We start from the raw sequence: 23,766 nt of genomic DNA, 5'->3' as shown, positions 1-23,766 counted from the left end.
CTCTTGCCGAAGAAACGCGTTTATCCTCACAGAGATCCCCGGCTTTCGCCGAGGATGACGTGAGGAAAGACGAGGATGACGTGGGGGGAAGTTACAGCCGTATCGGTTTGATATCCCAGATATCGTCGGCATACTCCTGAATGGTGCGGTCAGACGAGAAGTTACCCATATTGGCGATATTGAGGATGCTCCTGCGCGCCCATTCATCCGGGTTGCGATACAGCTCGTCCACCCGGTCATGGGTATCGACATAGCTGCGATAATCCGCCAACAGTTGCCAATGGTCGCCAAAATTCACCAACGAATCGAACAGATCGCCGTAGCGTCTGGGATCGCTTGGGCTGAAAACGCCGGTAGCGATCTGCGTAAGCACCCGACGCAGTTCCTCATCCTTCTCGTAAATTTCACGCGGGTTGTAGCCGTTCTTGCGCAGCGCCTCCACCTGTTCCGTGGTGTTGCCAAAAATAAACATGTTCTCTTCGCCAATGTGCTCCAACATTTCCACGTTGGCCCCATCAAGTGTACCGATGGTCAATGCCCCATTAAGCGCAAATTTCATGTTACTGGTGCCGGAGGCTTCGGTCCCCGCCAGCGAGATCTGCTCGGACAGATCGGCAGCAGGAATAATTACCTGCGCCAGACTGACGCTGTAGTTGGGAATAAACACCACCTTCAGCTTGTCGTGCATGTCGGGATCGTGGTTGATCACCGCCGCCACATCGTTGATCAAGTTGATGATGTGCTTCGCCATGTAGTAGGCCGACGCCGCTTTGCCCGCGAAAATCGCCACGCGCGGCACGCGCTTGGCCTTGGGTTCATCCTTGATGCGGTTATACAGCGTAATGATGTGCAACAGATTGAGCAGTTGCCGTTTGTACTCATGAATGCGCTTGATCTGCACGTCGAACAACGCCTCAGGATCGATAACCACATCCAGATGCTCGGCCACGTACTCCGCCAGACGTTGCTTGTTCGCCAGTTTCGCCTTACGCACCTTCTGCACAAACGCCGGGAAATCCGCCTGCGGCTTGATATCTTCCAACTGGCTGAGGTTGGTACGCCAGTTCTTACCAATCGCGTCATCCAGCACTTTCGACAACGACGGATTCGCCAGCGCCAGCCAGCGTCGCGGCGTAACGCCGTTGGTCTTGTTGCAGAAACGATCGGTGTAGATACGCGCAAAATCCGCAAACAGCGACTGCACCATCAAATCGGAGTGCAATTCCGACACACCATTCACCTTGTGGCTAGCGACCACCGCCAGCCACGCCATGCGCACCCGGCGACCGTTGGTTTCATCAATGATGGAAACGCGCGCCAGCAGGCCGTTGTCTTTCGGGAATTTCTTTTGCACTTCTTCAAGAAAGTGCTCGTTAATTTCAAAAATCAGTTGCAGATGGCGTGGCAAAATCTTGCCCAACATGTCCACCGGCCAGGTTTCCAGCGCTTCCTGCATCAGCGTATGGTTGGTGTAAGAGAAAACGCTCGTCACCACCTGCCAGGCATCCAGCCATTTGAATTTGTGTTCATCGATCAGCAGGCGCATCAGCTCGGGGATCGCCAACACCGGATGGGTATCGTTGAGGTGGATGGCAAATTTATCCGCCAGGTTGTCATAGGTGTTATGCATCATCCAGTGACGGCTGAGGATATCCTGCACCGTGGCAGACACCAGAAAATACTCCTGACGCAGACGTAACTCGCGCCCAGAGTAGGTTGAATCATCGGGATAAAGCACCCGCGACACGTTCTCCGAGTGGTTCTTGTCCTCCACCGCGGCAAAGTAGTCACCCTGATTGAACTTGCCCAGATTGATTTCACTGCTGGCCTGCGCACCCCACAGCCGCAGCGTGTTGGTCGCATCGGTGTCATAGCCGGGGATTATCTGATCGTAGGCGCTGGCAATGATCTCTTCGGTTTCCACCCAGCGTGCCTTGCTCCCTTCCTGCTGCACGCGCCCGCCAAAACGCACCGTATAGCGCGTGCTGTGACGCGGGAATTCCCAGGCGTTACCGTATTCCAGCCAATAGTCCGGCGATTCCGCCTGCTGACCGTTAACAATCTTTTGCGCAAACATGCCGTATTCATAGCGAATGCCATAACCACGGCCGGGCAGCGCCATCGTCGCCAGCGAATCCAGGAAGCAGGCCGCCAAACGCCCGAGGCCACCGTTACCCAGCCCGGGATCGTTCTCTTCCTCGATCAGCTCATCCAAATCCAGCCCCATGTCGTCCAGCGCCTGCTTCAGATCCTCGTACAATCCCATCGCCAGCAGCGCATTCGACAGCGTTCGGCCCAGCAGGAACTCCATCGACAGATAGTAGACCTGTCGCACATCCTGCGAGAGTTGCGCCCGATTGGAGCGCAGCCAGCGCTCCACCATGCGATCGCGCACCGCGAGCAGCGTGGCGTTCAACCACTCGTGCTTGTTGGCGATAGAGGGATCTTTACCTATGCTGAACATCAACTTATAGGCAATGGAATGCTTTAGCGCGTCCACGCTGAGCGTGGGTGAGTTGTAGATAAACGGAGAGTTCATTACGTTTATTCCCAATCATGAGTATTACGACAAGCGTTGTTTGACCGAGATCGCGAACGCCCCTGCATGTTGTTCTCACCATGCAACGCACGGCCATACCCGTCATTCTTCAAGTTGCAGGTGCGTTGGCTGCGTTCTCTCACCCGAATCACTTACCGGTGTAAGTTCATCGGGATTCCTTCACTTGCCGCCTTCCCGCAACTCGAATTATTTAGGGTCATAAGCGCTGGTAAAGTGCACGATATGCCTGCGCAGCTACCTGCCAGCTAAAGTCCATCGTCATCGCCTGACGTTGCACATAACGCCACAGCGTGGGACGAGACCACAACACAAACACGCGGCGAATCGCTCGGGAAAGCGCGCCGACATTGCAATCGCTGAAGGAAAAACCGGTGGCAAGGCCATCAGCCAGATTCTCCAGCGAGCAATCCGCAACGGTATCCGCCAAACCGCCGGTATGACGCACCAGCGGCAGCGTACCGTACTTCAACCCATACAACTGCGTCAGCCCACAGGGCTCAAAACGACTGGGCACCATGATGACATCGGCACCGCCAATAATGCGATGCGAAAACGCTTCGTGATAGCCAATTTGTACCCCAACCTGACCGGGATATTCCGCCGCCGCCGCCAGGAACCCTTCCTGCAAATCGGCATCACCCGCGCCCAACACCACCAATTGCGCTCCGTGATCCAACAGCTCTGGCACCGCCTCCAGCACCAAATCCAGTCCCTTTTGATGCGTCAGACGACTGACGATGGCAAACACCGGGATTTTCTCATCCACGGTCAATCCCATGGAGATTTGCAGTTGGCGCTTGTTATGCGCTTTATTGACCAGCGTGTCACGGGCGTAGGGGTGCGACAGCAGCGCATCGTGCGCCGGGTTCCAGATGGCATCATCAACACCATTAAGAATGCCCGACAACCGCCCTTCCTCTTCCCGCGTGCGCAGCAGCCCTTCCATCCCGTAGCCAAATTCAGGCAGCGTGATTTCGTGGGCATAGGTCGGGCTGACGGTGGTGACACGATCGGCGTAAAACAGCCCGGCTTTCAGGTAGGAGATCTGCCCATAAAACTCCAGGCCGTACACCTGGAAGAAATCACCCGGCAGTTGAATATCCGCCATATGACGGGCGTGGAACAACCCCTGAAACGCCAGATTGTGCACGGTAAACACCGATTTGGCGGGGCGATGGCGCGCCGCCAGATAGGCGCAGGTTAACCCCGCGTGCCAGTCATGGGCGTGTACCACCTCGGGCCGCCAGTAGGGATCGAGCCCGCATGCCATTTCACAGCCCACCCAACCCAGCAGCGCGAAGCGCAGGTAATTGTCCGCATAGGCGTACAGCGCCGGATCGTGGTACGGGCTGCCCGCACGTTCATACAGCTCCGGTACATCGACCAGGTAAATGCCTACGCCGTTGAAGTGACCATAAAGCAGCGCCATGCGCCCGGCAAAGGTCTCCAGCTCACATACCGTTTGCAGGTTGGCTACACCTTTTTTCAGATCGGGAAAGGCGGGCAGAATGACACGCACATCCAGCCCGGCTTCGATTTGCGCTGCTGGCAACGCCCCCGCAACGTCCGCTAATCCGCCAGTTTTCAGCAGCGGAAACAGCTCTGAACATACATGTAATACCCGCATTCTTGCTCCCACATTCCCCTCACCTGCGATGTCGTGACATGCATCGTCATCACTCACATCGCACATCGCATCATCGTGAACTACAGCTTCGCCAACATGGCACGTGTCACCAGCACAATCCCCTCTTCCGAGCGGTAGAAGCGGCGGCTGTCCTCGGCGGCATTTTCACCAATTACCGTGCCTTCCGGCAGGATACACGCACGGTCGATGACGCAGCGCCGCAGGCGGCACGAACGCCCGACGTTGACATCCGGCAGCAACACGGACGAATCGATGCTGCAAAACGAGTTCACCCGCACCCGGGGAAACAGCACCGAATGCGTCACCACCGATCCCGATACGATACAACCCCCGGACACCAGTGAATTCATGGTCATACCGTGGCTGCCCGAGCGGTCCTGCACGAACTTGGCCGGTGGCAGTTGATCCATGGCAGAACGTATTGGCCAGTTTCTGTCGTACATATCCAGATCGGGCGTAACGGAGGCCAAATCGAGGTTAGCCCGCCAATAGGCCTCGAGCGTTCCCACATCGCGCCAGTAATGGCAGTCATCCTGACCCGACGTGACGCAGGAGAGCGAGAACGGATGCGCCCAGGCATCGCGTTGTGCAACAATTTTCGGGATCAGATCTTTGCCGAAGTCGTGTGAAGAGCCCGGCTGATTGACGTCCTCTTGCAATAAACGATAAAGATAGTCCGCATTAAAAACATAGATCCCCATGCTGGCGAGCGCCATTTCGGGATCGTCCGGCATCGGTGTGGGTTGCTCCGGCTTCTCATCAAAGCTCAAAATGCGCCGCTGTTTATCCACGCTCATGATGCCAAACGCATTCGCTTCTTTGAGCGGCACCGGCAAGCACGCCACGGTGCACTGCGCCTGTTTGTCGACGTGATCGATAAGCAAACGCGAATAGTCCATTTTGTAGATGTGATCGCCCGCCAGAATCACCACATACTCCGCACGATAGCGCCGAATGATGTCGAGGTTTTGACAGACGGCATCCGCCGTGCCGCGATACCAGTGATCGGTCTCCTGCCGCTGTTGTGCAGGCAGCAGATCGACAAATTCATTCATCTCAGCATTGAGGAAAGACCAGCCACGCTGAATGTGCTGCACCAACGTGTGGGATTGATATTGGGTGATCACGCCGATGCGGCGAATCCCCGAATTCAGACAGTTCGACAGGGCGAAATCAATGATGCGGAATTTGCCGCCAAAATGGACGGCGGGCTTGGCGCGCAGCGCGGTCAGGTCTTTCAGGCGCGAGCCGCGCCCGCCTGCCAGAATCAGCGCCACTGATTTCAGTGGAAGCTGCCGTGCGAGCATCAAGGGATCATGCTTCTCATTATTTACCATGGCCTACTCCTTACTGCGGCGTGTACAGACACACACCGATTGGGCATTCCCTTGCCAACACCCGCCGCGCAGCGCTTTCGAGGCCTCGAACGGCGGCGACACCAGCCAATCTCCTGCGGGCAGCGACATCTCGCACGGCGACGCACTCGCATTAATCAGCAGTAACCAATCAGATGACAGGACGATTTGTAAACGGCGCTCTCCTTGCTCCCAGACCGACGACGTGAGCGGCTGCGCCCGTTCATTCAGCCACTGCACACGGCCATCCCCATCTTGCCACCAGGCATCCTGCCGTAGCGCCGGAATGGCGCGTCGCAGCCGAATCAGCCCGGCGGTAAAAGCACTTAAGGCGGTATCCGCCGTTTCCCAGTTCAGCCAGGTCAGGCCGTTATCCTGGCAGTAGGCGTTGTTATTCCCCTGCTGGCTGTGACCCTGCTCATCCCCCGCCAGCAGCATGGGCGTGCCCTGCGACAGCAGCAATGTTGCCAGCAACGCACGCTGGCTGGCGGCACGGCGCGCCAGCGTGGCGTCATCCGCCTCCAGCCCTTCGGTGCCGTGATTGTTGCTGAAATTGCTGTCTGTGCCATCGCGGTTATCTTCCCCGTTGGCGTGATTGTGCTTATGGTTGAAGCTGACCAGATCGCGCAGCGTGAAGCCATCGTGTGCGGTGAGCTTGTTCACCGACGCATGGGGCAAACGGGGATGATGCTGAAAGATATCGCTCGAGGCGGCAAAGCGGCGGGCAAAACCGCCCAGAGAAATATCGCCGCACAGCCAGAAACGCCGCATATCGTCGCGGTAGCGATCGCTCCATTCGGCGAAGGGCGCAGGGAAACGCCCGAGCTGATAGCCGCCGTCACCAATATCCCAAGGCTCGGCAATCAGTTTCACGCCGTGCAACCGCGGTGCCTCACGCAGCGCGGTGAGCAACGGCGCCGCGGGGTCAAACGCCGGTGTTCTGCCCAATACCGTGGCCAGATCGAAACGGAAGCCATCCACGTGGCACGCTTCACGCCAGAAAATCAGGGACTGCATCACCCAGTCGATCACCGCAGGATGGTTGAGGCGCAGCGCATTACCGCAGCCGGTCCAGTTGTGGTATTCGCCCTGTTCGGTCAGCCAGTAATAGCTCTGGTTATCGATACCGCGCAGTGACAGCGTCGGCCCTTCGACATCCAGCTCCGCCGAGTGGTTAAACACCACATCAAGGATCACTTCGATACCCGCGCGGTGCAGTGCCTTAACCATATCGCGAAATTCATTAAGTGCGTCATCACGCGCCGCCAGGCTGGTTTCAACGGCAAACGGCAACAGCACGTTGTAGCCCCAGTAGTTACGCAGCCCGAGTTTCTGCAAGCGCGGCTCATCGGCGTGCTGCTGCACCGGCAGCAGTTCGATGGCGGTGATACCCAGATTTTTCAGGTAGTTGATCATGACCGGGTGTGCCACACCGCTGTACGTCCCACGCAATTCAACGGGAATCTCGGGGTGTAGCTGGGTCAAGCCACGCACGTGCGCCTCATAGATCACGCTCTCACCCCACGGGATGGCTGGCGGGGCGTCATCCTCCCAGTCATACGCGTCATCTACTACCATGCCTTTCGGCATCACCTGAGCGCTGTCGCGCTCGTCTGGCACATCAATGCCACCCTGTAGACTATCGTCATCAACCACCCAGCCATCTAACTGGCGAGCACAGGGATCGAGCAGCAATTTATTCGGATTAAAGCGATGGCCCTGTTGCGGCGCGAAGGGGCCATAGACGCGGTAGCCATAGCGCAGTCCGGGGCGCGCAATGGGCTCCTGCTCGGTAAGCGGCAAATAGCCGTGCCAGATATCTCCCGTGCGGGATGGCAAGGTAAAGCGGTGCTCCTGCTGGTGCGCATCAAACAGACACAGTTCTACCCGTTCTGCATGGGCAGAAAACAGCGCAAAATTAATGCCCTGTTGATCGACGCTGGCACCCAATGGCGCGGGCTTGCCCGGCAGCAGTGCGGTCATGGCACCTCCTTCGTCAGATAGATGGTCGCCAGCGGCGGCAGCGTTAACACCAGCGAATGGGAGCGCCCGTGGCTGCTGATGGCCTCACTCTCCAGTGCGCCGCCGTTACCCAGATTGCCGCCGTGATAATGCCAGGAGTCAGTATTGAGAATTTCGCGCCAGCGTCCCGGCTGATTGATGCCGATGCGGTAACCTTCACGCGGCACCGGGGTGAAATTGCTGACCACCAGCACCTCGTTGCCTTGCCTGTCGCGGCGCACAAAGGCGAATACCGAGTTTTCCCGGTCATCCACCACCCGCCATTCAAAGCCTTCCGGTTGAAAATCCAGCTGATACAGCGGCGGCTGGGCGCGGTAGCAGTGGTTCAAATCCTTCACCAACTGCTGTACGCCACGGTGCCATCCTTCCGGTTCATCCAGCAGATGCCAGTCCAGGCTGGCATCGTGATTCCACTCCCGTCCCTGAGCGAACTCGCCGCCCATAAACAGCAGTTTTTTACCGGGAAAGGCCCACATAAAGCCGTAATAAGCGCGCAGATTGGCAAATTTTTGCCACACATCGCCCGGCATACGATCGAGCAGTGAACGCTTGCCGTGCACCACCTCATCGTGTGACAGCGGCAGAATAAAATTCTCGCTGTAAGCATAGAGCATGCCAAACGTCATCTTGTCGTGGTGATACTTGCGATGCACCGGATCCTGCTGCATATAGCTCAGCGTGTCGTGCATCCAGCCCATGTTCCACTTGTAATGGAAGCCCAATCCGTTGCAACCCGGCGGCAGCGTCACCCCCGGATAGTCAGTGGACTCTTCGGCCACGGTGATGGCATCGGGACGCGCATGTCCCAACATATTGTTGGTGTAACGCAGGAAGGCGATGGCTTCCAGATTCTCTTTACCACCGTAGTAATTGGGCACCCATTCGCCCTGTGCCCGGCTGTAGTCGCGGTAAACCATCGAAGCGACGGCATCCACCCGCAGGCCGTCGATGCCGTAATGCTCCATCCAGAACAACGCATTACCCGCCAGATAGTTGCGCACTTCATGGCGGCCATAGTTATAAATCAGGGTGTTCCAATCCTGATGAAAACCCTCTTTCGGATCGGCATATTCATACAGCGCCGTACCGTCAAACTGCGCCAAACCATAAGCATCGGTCGGGAAATGACCCGGCACCCAATCCAGCAGCACGTTAATGCCCGCCTGGTGTAGGGTATCGACAAAGCCGCGGAAATCCTGCGGCGTACCAAAACGTCGCGTCGGCGCGTACAGACCGAGCGGCTGATAGCCCCAGCTACCGTCAAACGGATGTTCGTTGATGGGAAGCAGCTCAATATGGGTGAACCCCATCTCGTTGGCATACTCCGCCAGCTGCGTTGCCAAATCCTGATAGCTCAGCCAAAAGTTATTGTCGGTATGGCGTCGCCAGGAGGCGAGGTGAACCTCATAAATCGAGATGGGTGCATCGAAGTTGTTCGCCTGTCGCCGCTGCGCATTCGGTTCAACTTTGGGCGGCAACCGGACCACGCAGGAGGCGGTTTCCGGGCGCATCTGCGCTTCAAACGCGTAAGGGTCGGCCTTGAGCTGCACATTGCCGTGCACATCAACCACTTCATATTTGTAGAGCTGCCCAGCATGCACCGCAGGCAGGAAAATTTCCCAGATGCCGTTTTCACGCAGCAAACGCATCGGATGGCGGCGACCGTCCCAGAAATTGAACTCGCCCACCACGGAGACCCGGCGTGCGTTCGGTGCCCACACGGCAAATCGAGTGCCCTCAACCCCATCCAACGTCACCAGATGCGCACCAAGGCGTTCGAAGGGACGCAGGTGAGTTCCCTCTGCCAGCAGCCAGATATCCATGGCGTCCAACAGCGTGCCAAACCGGTAGGGATCGTCGATAACCAAAGCGGTGTGCGCCCAGGTGACGGCCAGTTGGTAACTAAAAGGGCGTTTACGACGGGGAAGCACCGCACAGAAAAAACCGCGATCGTCGATGCGCGGTAGCTGCCCGACTTTGCGCCCGGTAGCACCATCCAGCACCCAGACGTCCAGCGCATCAGGCAGCAGCGCACGCACTTCAAGCCCATTTTCGGTTTCATGCATGCCCAACAGGGAGAAAGGATCGGCGTAATGACCAGCAATCAGCGAGTTGATCGCACCGGATAATTCCGACATGGTATCCATCCTCTAATTAACCGATTGAATTTATTATGCAAATACGTCATCAGTCCGATGTCGTATTTTTACCACCTCAAATAAATCAATAAAAAACAATACGTTAATAGAAATCTAACGAAGTACCCTAATGAGGTGTAATCACGCACAGGAAAAGGCAACAACTCATACGCCGTTATTTGTAAGTCTAGTCAATAAAACAGAAAGCACGGGGCGAAACTTAAAATTTTCCTTTAATTTTTATATGAATAAGTTATGACACAGTTGTTAATGATTCTATTCATCCCTCCTTACGTTTCCCTCAGCACTTTTGCACTACGGCGCGAAAATCTGGCAAAAACAGCCAGAGAAAAGTGCAAAAATTCTTCACAGTCCGTACTTATCCGCATTCGATCGCGTTACAATTGCCGATGCATGTCTCCCCTGCATGCGTAGTGAGGTATTTTTTTCATGGTCAGCCAAATCGATTTGATTCTCTCGTTGCTCCAGCAGATGTGCGTCTATCTGGTGATTGCGTATTTGCTGAGTAAAACGCCGCTGTTTATCCCGCTGATGCAAGTCACCATTCGTTTGCCGCACAAGCTGGTGTGCTATCTGGTGTTTTCCATGTTTTGCATCATGGGCACCTATTTCGGCCTGCACATTGACGATTCCATCGCCAATACGCGCGCCACCGGTGCGGTGCTGGGCGGGATGCTGGGCGGGCCATCGGTCGGTTTTCTGGTCGGCTTGACCGGCGGGTTGCACCGTTACTCCATGGGGGGGATGACGGCGCTGGCTTGCATGGTATCGACGATTACGGAAGGATTGATCGGCGGCCTGCTGCACCGTTATCTGCTGCGACGTAACCGTATCGATATGCTGTTCCAGCCATTGGTGGTGGGGTTGACCGCTTTGGTGGCGGAACTGCTGCAAATGGTCATTATTCTGCTGCTGGCGCGCCCGTTCGACAGCGCAGTTGAGCTGGTCAAAGACATTGCGCTGCCGATGATGATCACCAACACCGTAGGCTCCGCCATGTTTATGCGCATTCTGCTCGACAGACGCGCCATTTTCGAAAAATACACCTCGGCGTTCTCTGCCAAGGCGCTGCAAATTGCCGCGCGCGCGGAAGGGGCGTTACGCCAAGGGTTCGATCAGCAAAACAGCACGCGCGTAGCGCGCATTCTCTATGAAGAGCTGGGCGTCGGTGCCGTTGCCATTACCGATCGCGATAAGCTGCTGGCGTTTATCGGACTGGGTGACGATCACCACAAGGTGGGCTCACCGATTACCTCGCTGCATACTCACCGCGCCATCGACAATAATCAGGTGGTGTACGCCGACGGCAATGAAGTGCCCTATACCTGCTCCGTCTCGGCCCACTGCAAGCTCGGCTCGACGCTGGTGATCCCGCTGCGCGGCGAAGAACAGCGCGTGATCGGCACCATCAAGTTGTATGAGCCCAAGAACAAGCTGTTTTCCAGCATCAACCGCACGCTGGGAGAAGGTATTGCGCACTTGCTTTCCGCCCAGATTCTGGCCGGACGTTTCGAGCAGCAAAAACAGCTGCTGGCGCAGTCGGAAATCAAGCTGTTGCACGCGCAGGTCAACCCGCATTTTCTGTTTAACGCGCTCAACACGCTTTCCGCCGTCATCCGGCGCAACCCGGACCACGCGCGGCAACTGGTGCTTTCGCTTTCCACTTTCTTTCGCAAAAACCTGAAGCGCAGCAACGATGAAGTGTCGCTGCGCGATGAGATGGAACACGTCAACGCCTATCTGGAAATTGAGAAGGCGCGTTTCGCCGACCACATGACGGTCGAGATTACGCTGCCGGAAGAACTGATGGATGCGCGTTTGCCTGCATTCTCGTTGCAACCTATCGTGGAAAACGCCATTAAACACGGTATTTCGCAGATGATAGAGAGCGGCCACATCCACATTAGCGGCCGCTACCGCGCCAATACGCTGGAACTGATGGTCGAGGATAATGCAGGCACCTATCAGCCACCGACAGGGGGTGACGGTCTAGGCATGAATCTGGTCGACCGCCGCATCAAGGCGCGCTACGGCAACCGCTACGGCATTACCGTCGAGAGCGAAGCCGATACTTTTACCCGGGTGGAAGTGCGTGTTCCGCTGATTCAACCGAAAAAAGCGCTGGCAGATATCGAGCGTGCGGCGTAGAAGCGGTAATGGATTTCTGGGGTTGATTGACACCATCAGGCCCGCTTTATATCATTGTGTTAATAATTAACACAGGAGGCGCTATGGCCAGAACAACCAGTATCACTATTGGTGAACAACTTGACACCTTTGTCAGCCGGTTGATTGACAGCGGCCGTTACGGTTCGACCAGTGAAGTGGTGCGTTCCGCACTGCGCCTGCTTGAACAGCAAGAGTGTCACCTGGAAACACTGCGCAATGCTATTGATGCAGGAGAAAACAGCGGTGAAAGCGACCTGACGCTGCGTGAAATCGCCGCGCGAAAAAAACGGGAGCTAAATGTATAAGCTCTCTAATTTTGCAGTAGACGATTTTGCCAGAATCTATGGCTAGGAAAACGGAGACGCCGCGCGGCCTTCATCCCCGCCGGTAACATCCAGCGCATCACGTAAGCTATCCCCAAGGTAGTGACAGGCAGCAACCACCAGCACGATAGCGATCCCGGCGGGCAGCATCTGTTCCGGATGCACCATCATCACGTTTTTCGCCTCCCCCAGCATCGCCCCCCACTCCGGGGTGGGGGGCTGCACGCCCAGCCCGAGAAAAGAGAGCGCCGAGAGCAGCAGGATAACCGCGCCGCTGTCCGTTGTTGCCAGCACGATCAGTTCCGCCGCCGTCACGGGCAGCAGGTGCCTCCGTATCAAATAACCGGGAGAGGCACCCAGCAGGCGAGCATAGTGGATATAGTGTTTATCGCTGTACTGAAGCACAATGCCGCGCACCATACGGGCATACCATGCCCACTTCACCAGCACCACCGCCAGCAGGATATTTTGCAGCCCCGGCCCCAAAATGCCGACCAGCGCAAAGATCATCACCTCACCGGGAAAAGAGAGCATCAGATCGCACAAACGCATCAGCGCAGCGTCAATCCGCCCGCGCAGGTAACCTGCCAGCATGCCGAGCACGGTGCCCGTCAGCATGGTAGCCGCCATCGCCAACAGAGCGACAAATAACGTATTGCGGATGCCAAACAGCAAGCGCGACAAGACACAGCGACCGAGATGATCGGCCCCCAGCGGATAATTCAGGCTGATGCCGTGGTATTTATCGCGCCAGGAAACCAGCAACGGATCGTGGGGTGCCAGCCAGGGAGCCAGCAGACCCGCCACCATCACAGCCAGCAGAAACACCAGACTGAGCAACGCCAGCGGATCGCGCGTAATGCTACACCACAGGCGGCGAATCATTGCGCTACCCCACGACGCAAACGGGGATCGAGCCACATCAGCAGGATATCGATGAGAAAATTGCCCACCACAAACAGCAACGCCATTAACAGTACATAGGCTTGAATTATCGGGTAATCACGCTGAAATATCGCCGAAACGCACAAACGCCCCAACCCCGGCCAGGAAAAGATGTTCTCGATGATCAGCGTACCGGCAAACAGCTTCGGGATACTCATGCCAAGCGCCACCAACGGCGAATACAGTGCATTGACCAGGACATGACGCCACAGAATACGACTCGAACTCAGCCCGCGCGCGCGCGCATAATCGACATAGGGTTGATGCAGGTGTGCCAGCATATTGGCACGCAGCAGGCGCACATAGGTGCCCAGATAGCCCAACGCCAGCGTCAGTGCGGGCAGGATAACCGCCCCCGGCGCATCAATCCCGCCCACCGGCAGCCATTGCCATTTCACCGCCAGCAGCCAGAGCAGCAGCAGCCCCACCCAGTAATTAGGCATCGCCGTCAGAAAAAACAGGCCAGCGCGCAGCAGTTTGTCTGGCCAACGCCCGGCGCTCACCACGCACAGTGAGGCTATCGCCAGCGATAACATCACAATCATCGCCAGCGCCGTTGCCGCCAGCCACAGCGTTGCTGGCAGCGCCTGCGCCAATTCATGGCTGACCGCGGTGCGCGTCACAAACGACGTGCCCCAATCCAGTTGCACGCAGCGCGCCAACCAGCGCAGATACTGCTGCCACAAGGGCGCATCCAACCCCAGTTCCAGACGCAGTGCGGCAATGGCCTCCGGCGTCGGAACGATCATATTGACGCGTAACGCCACCTCCGCCGGATCGGAAGGTGATAATTGGATAAGCAAAAACGTGACAACGGTAATCAGGAGCATCAGCGGCACCATTAACAGCAGCCGATGCAACACATAACGCCCCATTACACTCGCCCAGACCTATCGAAAATACATTTTTTCAAAGGGGATTTCATACTGTGAAGGATTGAAAGATACCCCCTGTAACGCCGGACTAAACACCGCTTTGGTGCGCGAGTAAGTCAGCGGGATGTACACCCCTTCCTGCGCCAGCGTCAAGAATATCTGGCGATAGAGTGCCTGGCGTTTCACGTCATCAGGCTCGATCAACACGGCACCAATGGCAGCATCGATCTCCGCTTTATTCGGCAACCCCTTTTGCCCCTGATAATCGGCGTGCGCCGGAATACGGAACGACGACACATAGGATTGCGGATCGTAAGGCGTGCCCCAGGAAAGCGAGTACTGAATATCAAAATCGCCAGACTTCTGCCTGTCCAGATACGCCTGTTTTTCTTCGCCCAGCAGATCGACAGTGACGCCAATCTGCCGGAAATCGCTCTGCACCACCTCAGCAATCTGCCGTTCGCCCGCATTATTGCTGTTGTAGGAGAACATCAGACGTAACGCCACTCCCTGCTTTTCTCGTTGCGCTGATCCTTTTGGCAGCACCCAGCCAGCGGCGTCCAGCAACGCCGCAGCGCGTGCGCGGTCAAAGGGATAAATTGGCAAATCGGCAATATTGGCGTAGGGCACCGTGCGTGCCAGCAGCGTGTCGGCCACGCTTTCACTGCCAGACATCACCCCTTGCGCAATCGCCTGTTTGTCCACCGCATATTGCAACGCAACCCGCACCTGCCTGTCAGATAACGCAGGGCGACTGCTGTTCAATACCAAAGCACGCGAAGCGATAGGCGCACTGATCAGCGTGTTAAAGCGTCCTGCCGCTTGCAGCGCAGCAAAGTTATCACCGTCCAGCATGTCGCCATCAGCACCGAAAATCAGTTGAATATCGCCCTTTTCGAACGCCATCAACATGCTTTGCCTGTCGGGAATCACCCGCCAGACCACGCGCTGTAAGGCTGGCACGCTCCCCCAGTAATGTGGGTTTGCAGTAAAAACCGCATATTGATTCTTTACCTGTTCACTGAGCAGCCACGGCCCGGTGCCTGCGTAGCCGCTGACGCCCTCTTTGGTTTGGCCGTTGATAAAGTTTTTCGGTGAGATAAAACGAAACGGCCGCGTCAACCCCAATTCCACCAAGGTCGGGTAGTAGGGATGGCGTAAATGCAGCACCACGGTGGCATCGTCAATGACCTCAACGCGTTCAATCTGCCGCACCAGCTCCAGCCAGGCATGACGTTGATAATTGGCCAACACCGCATCGATATTCAGTTTTACCGCCGGCGCGTTGAACGGCTCGCCGTCGCTGAAGCTCACGCCCTGTCGCAGATGGAAGGTATAGGTTTTACCGTCTGGCGAAATCACCCAGCGCTCCGCCAGCCAGGGTTGCACGCCATTGTCGGTATTCACCACCAGCGACTCAAACACCATATTCTGCGCCGCCATCTCACCACTGTAGAGATGCGGGTTGATATCACGAATGTCCTTGGTGCTGGCATAATTGAGCGTCGTAGGCGTTTGCGCCGTTGCACTTGCCATGCCCAGCAACATCAGCGCCGCCAGAAAAAATCCGGTTATCGCTCGCATACCACCTCCCTATTTTTCCGCACACACCATAAACATCGGCGTCGAGGCGTAGTTAACCTTTTCGGTCTCATCCCACAGGGTGTCGCCCACGCGCGTATCCAGCATGATTTTATGGTAGCCACACTGGAGCAGCGCCTGGGTATCCCACTCCGGGCGGTGCTCGCGGCTGAGCGGCAGTTGGCGCGCTATCGCCTCCATGGCGCTGGTGTCGGTATTCACGTAGTGGTCGTCCAGCCCGAGATAGCGCGCATTAGCGCGATCGTCCAGATAGCCGAGGCGTGAGGATTCATCAAACAGTTGCAGATACCAGTTGGCATCAAAATTCAGCAGGCGACCGCCGGGGGCCAGCAGACGGTGCCACTCTCGGTAAGCGCGCAGCGGTTCGGCCAGATTCCAGGTCACGTTGCGCGTAACGATCAGATCGAACTGATTATCCACCAGCGGCATCGCATGCACATCGGCGGAGACAAAATCAACGTGAACGCCGTAATGCGCAGCATTGGCGCGAGCCTCAGAGAGCATCGCTTCCGTCATATCCACAGCGGTAACCCGATGCCCGGCCAGCGCCAGCGTTACGGCAAAAAAACCGGGACCGGTGCCAATATCCAACACGCGCAGCAAAGGAGCGTCAGGGGCATATTCCATGATTTTTTTCAGCCAGCGGGCACGCTTGGCATTCGCCAGTTCGGTGGCATTGATGTGGCTATATTCGGCGGCGCGGTGCGTCCAATAGCGCTGGACGTCCTGATTTAATACGGTGTTTTCATCAACGACAAGGTCATTATCTTCAGCAAGTATCGAGCTCACTCGGTCATTCCTGTTCAATGCCGTTCAGGCCGAATGCGGCAACACGATGTTGACTAGCGTGCTTGGTGCACCGAGCCCAAAGGGGAATAGGGTATTATTGTGAGGCGATTTATAGCAGATTGGCGCAGGCAGTTTAACCGCGGAGTATGAAGTTTTTTAAAAAAATCATACTTCTTTGATCTTGCTTAATTCCTGCCCACTTTAGCGGGCGAATATCAGCACGGTATCAGGTTGAGTCGGCCGTGTCGCACGCCGGTTTGCGCCATCACCGATTCGGCAAACACTTCTACCTGAGCCGTGGTGCCGCGCAGAATCAAGGTTTCCACGCACTCATCGTGGCTGAGGTGGGCATGCATGGTTGACACGGTCAACCCATGGTGGTCGTGCTGCATCTCCGCCAGACGACTGGAAAGCTGACGTTCATGATGGTCGTAAATATAGCTCAATATCGCCACACACGGGCCTTCCTTATCCTGTTCCAGGGTCATTTCGCCGAGTTCACGCCGCAACATATCGCGAAACGCCTCAGAGCGGTTGGCATACCCTTTGCGGCGCATCAGTTCGTCAAAGTCCTGTGCCAGTTCGTCATCCATAGAGATGGTCAGTCGTTGCATGTTGCTCTCGTTTCGAAAACCCATTTTGGGACTAAGAATGAAGGTATTATAATAGGATGTTGACTTAAGTGATATCTTTCTTCTTCAGATGCAAAGAGAAAAGTGCGGGTTTCATATTCGTTGAACATAAACACCCATTGAATACCATTATCATGTCGAATATATTTAATGTAGAAAATCAACCAATTCGGCAAAATAGCATAATAACACCAGTAACAATAATAAGACTGAAACCCTATCCTGCCGTCATCAACGATTCTTTTATTTTCACCTGACGTTTATTTTTTATTGATGTACAGCCTTTATACTCCGTACCATCAAGTTTTACTTTTTTACTCACTGTCATTCACAGAGATAACAACCTGTGGCTTTCATAAATAAAAAGATAAAAATACAGCATCTGATAAACGAAATCATTCCGCAGGGTTATTTAATATATTTACCACATCCGGGGCCATAATTATTGACCGAACCTCACGACAGGAGATGAACATGCAATTTGATGAACTTTTTCTTAAGGCGATGTCCAACATGGGCATAACAACGTGTTTCGGCATTATTGGCGGTGAGGCGGAGGCAATACGTTTTGATAAATCGTTTGGTATTACCTTTTATTTAACCAGACATGAATGTGCGGCGGGAATTATGGCAGACGTCGCGGGGCGACTCACCGGAATGCCCCATATGTGTTGGGCCACGTTTGGCCCTGGGTTAACCAATATGGCTACGGGTGTGTGTTCCGCCATGTTGGACCACTCGCCCATGGTCGCCTGCTCCGCGCAGATTCCGCGCCCGCAGATCAGGTTTAACCTGACGCATCAATGTATTGATAACGTCGGGTTGATGGCAGGCATCACCAAATCCTGCCTGCAACTCGAAAAGGCACAAGAACTGGTTTCACACGTCCAAACCGCATTGCAGCGCACGCTGGAGGGCTTGCCCGGCCCCGCCTACCTCAGTATCCCGCTGGATCTGCTGAAAACCGAGGTGCCGGATCGGGCGGCATTGGACATGTTGCAAGCCGTGCAGCCACTCACCCGGTCGAAGAAAGCCAAGCCTGCGCGCGCCGACATTATTCGCGCCGCCCAGAGCATCACCGATGCCACGCATCCGATGATTGTCATTGGTAATCAGGTTATCCGCGACACTGCACAGGCAAGCGTGTGCCGCTTCGCACAACAGATCAATGCGCCAATTATCTGCTCCCTCGCAGCCAAGGGCGCCGTGCCCGACGATCACCCTCAGTTTCTGACTGCCGCCAATCAATATCTGGATAGCGTATACCGCACATCCGTGCTGCACCCGCTGTTTGAGGGCGTCGATTTGATGATTTTGATTGGCTACGATTTCGGTGAGGACCTGAAACCGGCATTGTGGGGTAACGATAAACCCACGCTGATGATAAACAGCGTAGATGTCCCCATGGGCGATATTTTCCAACCCGATATTCTCTGTCTGGGCAATATCACACGCAGCCTTGACCAACTTGCCCACTACGCGTTGCCTCAGCAGGAATGGCTGGCGTCTCATCAGCGATTGAAGCGTTTTTTTGACATGCGCCAGCCCGCAGCACAGCCTGACACCCTCACCGATATTCCACGCATTGTGGCTGCCTTGAGCACCGCGCTGGGGCATGATGGCATATTCTGTAGCGACGTCGGGTTGCACCAGCAGTATGCCGGGCTGCTGGCTACCACCTACCGTTCAAACCACTTTTTGTGTTCCAACGTCTGCGGCAGTTTCGGCTTTGGCCTCCCCGCTGCCATGGCGGCGCAGATATGCCATCCCGAAACGCGCGTTATTGCCTTCTGCGGCGACGGCGGATTTCACACCACCAGCCAGGAACTTGAAACCCTTGCCCGTTACTCGCTACCGGTGGTTATCGTGGTTCTGTCGGATTCGGCGTTTGGCCTTATCAAGTATTACCAGCATCTCGAGGGTTCTGAACCGCAACGTCATCTGACCGAATTCGGCCCGGTCGATTTCACCCTGCTGGCTAATGCCAATGGGGTATCAGCGACAAAAATTTTGGATATCGCCGATCTTTCTGATGCGCTCGAAAAAGCATTCCAGACACACCGGCCCCATTTAATAGAGATACCCGTTAACTATGATTAACACCTTTTACAGCCTATCGCCTGACCCGCAATTGACTGTCATCACTCAAGCACACACCACTTATTTTATAAAAAACGACACTTAACGAATCAGGCTAATTACATGAAAACATTTTCTGCTGAAATACGCAGAAAACCATCAGAACGCTGAACACCAATTATTATCGAAACGCAAAATAGAAAACAGGGTTAAGCATGTATTTACCCAGATTGAAAAACATCGCCGCGTAAATACCGGGTTCACCTCGTTTAGTCAATGACATAAAACACATGGATCTATAGCCATCATGAATCAAAAAACAGATGCCCGTACGCAGCATTTTTGCACCACAGCCAAATATCTGTTTGGCGATAACCTGTCCGGTATTGCAGAGACAGATGCCTTTTTACGACAGCCTGATTATTCATCACGCGCTGTCGGCCATTATTATTTGATCGTGCACGAGGACGGTGGGGAAAAAATGGCATTTGCAGCACAGTATCTGCACGCGGAGTTTCCCGAGCTGTCATTGAATTATCTCACAGAAAGAGAATTAGCCGACTATCCTGCTCACGGTCGCTGGCAGTTCCACATCTGTCCCTGGCCCTACCGTAACGCCTCGACAGAACGCGCGCTCGCCGCGTGCGAGCCCGACTATCCGGATGCTCTGCGACAGGCGGTTTTCGCCACAACCCATATTGCTCGCCTCTACTATCTGCGTGATTTGCCCGCAAAGGTGCATGCCTGGGGCGTGCGTCAACTGGGCTGGGCAATGCGCTATGCCGAAAAGGGACTCAGCAAATTGCTGGGACAGTTGGAAACGCGTCATCACAGTCCGCTGTCAGTCGCGGGAATGCATAAAGAAGACCTACGCTGGTTAACCTATACCAACAGCCACTGGCAGCCCTTTGAACGCTCACTGTTGGAAAACGCGAATACCTTTCGCGCCGCCGCTGCACGACTGAGCGCCATCGTAGAGTGTTACGCCCAACACATTGCCGCAGGCTACCCGGATACACAGGACGTGATCGCCCAACGCGCTGAAACAGCGCCTGCGGCGATTCACGCCATGACGACACCTATCGTCGATGCGCTCAACGCCGCCTTCGGTGACCGTCTGCTATCGCTTTATCTGCATGGCAGCGCGGCTCACGGCGATATGGGGCCGGATTCGGATATCGACCTTATGGCGGTGTTCGACAGTGTCGACCATCCCACACTTGAGCAGGTGCGGCGCATCCAGCACCGCTTCGAGAAGCTCTCGCTCTGCGTCTATAGCCTCAACAATGTCCGACAATACCCCACATTTCGCCGCCATGGCTTGCTCAACGGCACGCGTCATCTCGCCGGGCCATTCTGTTTGGCACAGACCGGCGGCCCGCCAGATAACGTGAACGCCATTTTGAATAATCTCTCTATCATCCGCCAGGTCGCACGCGGATATTTGATGAGCGGATGCTATGGTCAGCGCGCACATTACCAGTTGAGCCTGATGGTGAAGCTGGCCGATCACGGCTGCCTTCGCCCCTTGCAGCAATGGCAAAGCCACCACCACCCCGCTAACCGCAACGAGGCGATCGCTTATTTTTCAGACTGTGACTTCGCCTCCGCCCTGCTTGAACATGCCTCCCGACTAACGACAGAGGAAGAGGCGCTGCGCATGCAGCTCATGGTGGGAAATCGTCAGGCACTCACGCGGCACTGGCTGAGATTGAATACCTTTGCCCACCAAATCGAAAACGTGGTCAGGCAAAACGTCACTGAAAAGGTCAACGGGATTGATGCCGCATGCCGCTAACAGCGGTGGAGAGCATGACAGGTGATATCAGCACAAAGAAAGTAACGGCAGGCAGTGAAAAATAACATGCCCCGCGCAGCGCGGGGCATGCAATCCAGCGAGGACTACAGCAGGATGCGCAGCATACGGCGCAGCGGTTCCGCCGCGCCCCACAGCAGTTGGTCACCCACCGTAAAGGCAGAGAGATACTGCGGCCCCATGTTCAGTTTACGCAGACGACCCACCGGCGTGGAGAGCGTGCCGGTTACCGCGGCAGGCGTCAACTCACGCATGGAGATCTCGCGATCGTTTGGCACCACTTTCACCCAATCGTTATGGGTTGCCAGCAGTTGTTCGATTTCAGACACCGAAACATCTTTCTTCAGTTTCAGTGTGAACGCCTGGCTATGGCAGCGCAGCGCCCCGACGCGGACGCACAATCCATCAACCGGGATCACCGACTGGGTGCCGAGGATCTTGTTGGTTTCCGCCTGACCTTTCCACTCTTCGCGGCTCTGGCCGTTGTCCAGTTGCTTATCGATCCATGGGATCAGGCTGCCCGCCAACGGCACGCCGAAATTGTCGGTCGGCAGCGTGCCACTGCGCGTCAGCGCAGTAACTTTGCGTTCGATATCCAGAATGGCAGAGGCTGGATCCTGCAACTCTTTCGCCACATCATTGTGCAGCAGACCCATTTGCACCAGCAATTCGCGCATATGGCGCGCACCGCCGCCGGAGGCCGCCTGATAGGTCGCCACAGAGGCCCATTCCACCAGATCGTGCGCAAACAGGCCACCCAGTGACATCAGCATCAGGCTGACGGTACAGTTGCCGCCAACGAAGGTGTTAATGCCTTTGTCCAAGCCCTGTTTGATCACATCATGATTGACCGGATCGAGGATGATGATGGCGTCATCGCGCATACGCAGCGAGGAGGCGGCATCAATCCAGTAACCCTGCCAGCCGCTTTCACGCAGCTTAGGGTAAACCTCGTTGGTGTAATCACCGCCCTGGCAGGTAATGATGATATCCAGCGCGCGCAGTGCATCCAGATTGTAGGCGTCTTGCAACGTACCCTGCTGTCCACCCAGCACCGGAGCAGCCTGGCCGTGTTGTGACGTGGAAAAGAACACCGGACGAATCAGGTCAAAATCACGCTCTTCCTGCATACGCTGCATCAGAACGGAACCCACCATACCGCGCCAGCCGATAAAACCAACATTTTTCATGGTAACAATCCTGCCTTGGGATGACACAAAGAATTTGGACTGCCACACAGGCAGTACTGACGGCCGACACACACTCTGTTACCCTGTTCTCGTCAGGTGAATGTCTTGCAGAACAATAGGTTTACCGCACGCAAACGCGCGCAAACCGTGGCGGCAGGACTATCATGACGGCAGAGCGAGGGGTAATAAAAATCGGTTTATCACCAAACTCAGCAAATATTACATAAAGTGATGACTATCAACCTTACAAAATGTATCAGAAGTCGCAAGTGAATTTATTCGATGACACCGGCTTTTTCAGCAATGAGGCTAATGCGGTGGCATCATTAAAGGGATAACAGGAGTCCACCACCACCATGAGCGAAATGATCTCAGCAACCATTTTGTTGCTGTTAATTATGGATCCGTTGGGCAATTTGCCCATTTTTATGTCGGTGCTGAAACATCTGGATCCGAAGCGCCGACGGGTGGTACTGATTCGTGAGATGGTAATCGCCCTTGGGTTGATGCTGATTTTTCTGTTTGCGGGCGAACGTATTCTGGCGTTTCTCAATCTGCGTACCGAAACCGTCTCGATTTCGGGCGGCATCGTGCTGTTTTTAATCGCTATCCGCATGATATTCCCGTCGCAGGAAAGCAACAGCAGCGGGTTGCCCGCCGGGGAAGAACCCTTTCTGGTGCCGATGGCGATCCCGCTGGTCGCCGGACCGTCGATTCTGGCGGCATTGATGCTGCTATCGCATCAATATCCGGATCAGTTGCCGCATTTAACGCTGGCACTCTGCATCGCCTGGGGGATTTCGTTTATCATCCTGCTGATGTCCGATCTGTTTTTGCGCTTGCTGGGTGAGAAAGGCGTCGCCGCGCTGGAGCGATTGATGGGGCTGATTCTGGTGATGCTTTCGACCCAGATGTTCCTGGATGGCATCCGCACTTACCTGATGAAATGAGACGGTTACTGACCGGTTTTCGCCTTCCGTGGGCATGAAAGGGATAATCACCGCTATGTTTTTGCTTACCAACGCTCGGCGCATCCTCGCCGCGCTGCTGTTTTACAGCGGTATGACGATAGCCGCCAGTCCGAGTGCGGCGGGCTCGAGCCCCATCGGTCTGAGTCTGGTGCCGCTGCAACAGGGAGTGAATAATCTGGCGCTGGCACACCCGACCTCAGCGGATTTCGCGGTGCTCGCCACCTTCGAAAACAACACCTCGCACCCCAACCGCGGCTTGAGTTTTTACATCAAAACCCCGGACGGTTACTCGCTGGTGCCCCTTCCCAACAGCGACGCGTTTATCTGGTTTGATTATCGTATTGCGGCATCGCGGCAGAAAATTTTCGATTTTCAACTGGTGCGCTACCCGCAAGGGTTGCGTTTAATCACCGCCGAGAAAGTGGGAGAGGATTTAACCGACGCACAACCGGTCAAACTGCAACGTTACGTGTTGCAGGAAAGCCACGACGACCCTGGCGTGCCGCTCTATACCTGGCATGAAGAGAAAAGCGTGGTCACCCCACAATCCTATGAAGATGTCGATACGGTATTGACCGACAGCGCGGCGCTCTGCACGCTGCTTCCCGCAGAGGCACCCTGAGAAGGACAA

At 55.5% G+C, this 23,766-nt stretch carries 17 protein-coding genes; 6 read left to right on the top strand and 11 right to left on the bottom strand.

Annotation, left to right across the window (positions count from 1 at the left end; all coding sequences use genetic code 11):
- Window positions 1-91 precede the first annotated feature (91 nt).
- From glgP to glgB, 5 genes are all read right to left on the bottom strand, one after another.
- Window positions 92-2,539, bottom strand: coding sequence for a glycogen phosphorylase (glgP, locus tag J5069_RS20540; RefSeq protein ID WP_264645602.1), 2,448 nt, complete (start codon window positions 2,537-2,539; stop codon window positions 92-94).
- Window positions 2,540-2,756: 217 nt separating this feature from the next.
- Entirely contained in the window at window positions 2,757-4,187 is a 1,431-nt protein-coding gene (gene glgA, locus J5069_RS20535; RefSeq protein ID WP_264645601.1) for a glycogen synthase GlgA, read from the bottom strand.
- 80 nt (window positions 4,188-4,267) lie between these two features.
- Window positions 4,268-5,545, bottom strand: coding sequence for a glucose-1-phosphate adenylyltransferase (gene glgC / locus J5069_RS20530; protein WP_264645600.1), 1,278 nt, complete (start codon window positions 5,543-5,545; stop codon window positions 4,268-4,270).
- Between the two features lie 3 nt (window positions 5,546-5,548).
- Complete coding sequence (glgX, locus tag J5069_RS20525) at window positions 5,549-7,546, bottom strand: glycogen debranching protein GlgX (RefSeq protein ID WP_264645599.1); 1,998 nt, start codon at window positions 7,544-7,546, stop codon at window positions 5,549-5,551.
- Window positions 7,543-9,723: a 1,4-alpha-glucan branching enzyme gene (gene glgB, locus J5069_RS20520; RefSeq protein WP_264645598.1), complete on the bottom strand. Its 2,181-nt coding sequence runs from the start codon at window positions 9,721-9,723 to the stop codon at window positions 7,543-7,545. Before glgB ends, glgX begins: the two co-directional genes overlap by 4 nt.
- 450 nt (window positions 9,724-10,173) lie before the next feature.
- Between glgB and J5069_RS20515 the strand changes: the two genes are divergently transcribed.
- Both J5069_RS20515 and J5069_RS20510 read left to right on the top strand, forming a co-directional pair.
- Complete coding sequence (locus J5069_RS20515) at window positions 10,174-11,892, top strand: sensor histidine kinase (protein WP_264645597.1); 1,719 nt, start codon at window positions 10,174-10,176, stop codon at window positions 11,890-11,892.
- Between the two features lie 83 nt (window positions 11,893-11,975).
- Window positions 11,976-12,218 carry a type II toxin-antitoxin system ParD family antitoxin gene (locus tag J5069_RS20510; protein WP_264628940.1) on the top strand — a complete coding sequence of 81 codons (243 nt, stop codon included), beginning with the start codon at window positions 11,976-11,978 and terminating at the stop codon, window positions 12,216-12,218.
- A 42-nt stretch (window positions 12,219-12,260) separates the two neighbouring features.
- Here J5069_RS20510 and opp1C read toward each other — a convergent pair whose 3' ends face one another.
- The 5 genes from opp1C to nikR all read right to left on the bottom strand — a co-directional run bounded on the left by opp1C (window position 12,261) and on the right by nikR (window position 17,061).
- Window positions 12,261-13,121, bottom strand: coding sequence for a nickel/cobalt ABC transporter permease (gene opp1C / locus J5069_RS20505; RefSeq protein ID WP_264645596.1), 861 nt, complete (start codon window positions 13,119-13,121; stop codon window positions 12,261-12,263).
- A complete protein-coding gene (opp1B, locus tag J5069_RS20500; RefSeq protein WP_264645595.1) occupies window positions 13,118-14,056 on the bottom strand; it encodes a nickel/cobalt ABC transporter permease in 939 nt (312 codons plus the stop codon). Before opp1B ends, opp1C begins: the two co-directional genes overlap by 4 nt.
- Window positions 14,057-14,071: 15 nt before the next feature.
- Window positions 14,072-15,604 carry a nickel ABC transporter substrate-binding protein gene (gene nikA, locus J5069_RS20495; RefSeq protein ID WP_264645728.1) on the bottom strand — a complete coding sequence of 511 codons (1,533 nt, stop codon included), beginning with the start codon at window positions 15,602-15,604 and terminating at the stop codon, window positions 14,072-14,074.
- A gap of 45 nt (window positions 15,605-15,649) precedes the next feature.
- Entirely contained in the window at window positions 15,650-16,447 is a 798-nt protein-coding gene (locus tag J5069_RS20490; RefSeq protein ID WP_264645594.1) for a class I SAM-dependent methyltransferase, read from the bottom strand.
- A gap of 215 nt (window positions 16,448-16,662) precedes the next feature.
- Window positions 16,663-17,061 carry a nickel-responsive transcriptional regulator NikR gene (gene nikR, locus J5069_RS20485; RefSeq protein WP_264645593.1) on the bottom strand — a complete coding sequence of 133 codons (399 nt, stop codon included), beginning with the start codon at window positions 17,059-17,061 and terminating at the stop codon, window positions 16,663-16,665.
- 492 nt (window positions 17,062-17,553) lie between these two features.
- On the opposite strand from nikR, the gene J5069_RS20480 reads away from it, so the two are divergent.
- Together J5069_RS20480 and J5069_RS20475 are read left to right on the top strand one after the other, a co-directional pair.
- A complete protein-coding gene (locus J5069_RS20480) occupies window positions 17,554-19,179 on the top strand; it encodes a thiamine pyrophosphate-binding protein (protein WP_264645592.1) in 1,626 nt (541 codons plus the stop codon).
- 286 nt (window positions 19,180-19,465) lie between these two features.
- Window positions 19,466-20,956, top strand: coding sequence for a nucleotidyltransferase domain-containing protein (locus tag J5069_RS20475; RefSeq protein WP_264645591.1), 1,491 nt, complete (start codon window positions 19,466-19,468; stop codon window positions 20,954-20,956).
- A gap of 104 nt (window positions 20,957-21,060) precedes the next feature.
- Here the strand turns inward: J5069_RS20475 and asd are convergent, their stop codons facing one another.
- A complete protein-coding gene (asd, locus tag J5069_RS20470; protein ID WP_264645590.1) occupies window positions 21,061-22,164 on the bottom strand; it encodes an aspartate-semialdehyde dehydrogenase in 1,104 nt (367 codons plus the stop codon).
- Between the two features lie 356 nt (window positions 22,165-22,520).
- Here asd and J5069_RS20465 point away from each other — a divergent pair, with 356 nt between their 5' ends.
- Together J5069_RS20465 and J5069_RS20460 are read left to right on the top strand one after the other, a co-directional pair.
- A complete protein-coding gene (locus J5069_RS20465; RefSeq protein ID WP_195314464.1) occupies window positions 22,521-23,114 on the top strand; it encodes a YhgN family NAAT transporter in 594 nt (197 codons plus the stop codon).
- A 55-nt stretch (window positions 23,115-23,169) separates the two neighbouring features.
- On the top strand, window positions 23,170-23,757 hold the full coding sequence (locus tag J5069_RS20460) for a carbapenem self-resistance protein CarG family protein (RefSeq protein WP_264645589.1): 588 nt from the start codon (window positions 23,170-23,172) through the stop codon (window positions 23,755-23,757).
- Window positions 23,758-23,766 lie beyond the last annotated feature (9 nt).

It is taken from the genome of Candidatus Symbiopectobacterium sp. NZEC127 (assembly GCF_025962675.1).
Taxonomy (GTDB): Bacteria; Pseudomonadota; Gammaproteobacteria; order Enterobacterales; family Enterobacteriaceae; genus Symbiopectobacterium.
Note: the sequence above shows the minus strand (reverse complement) of the source record. Positions and strands in the feature narration are given on the sequence as shown.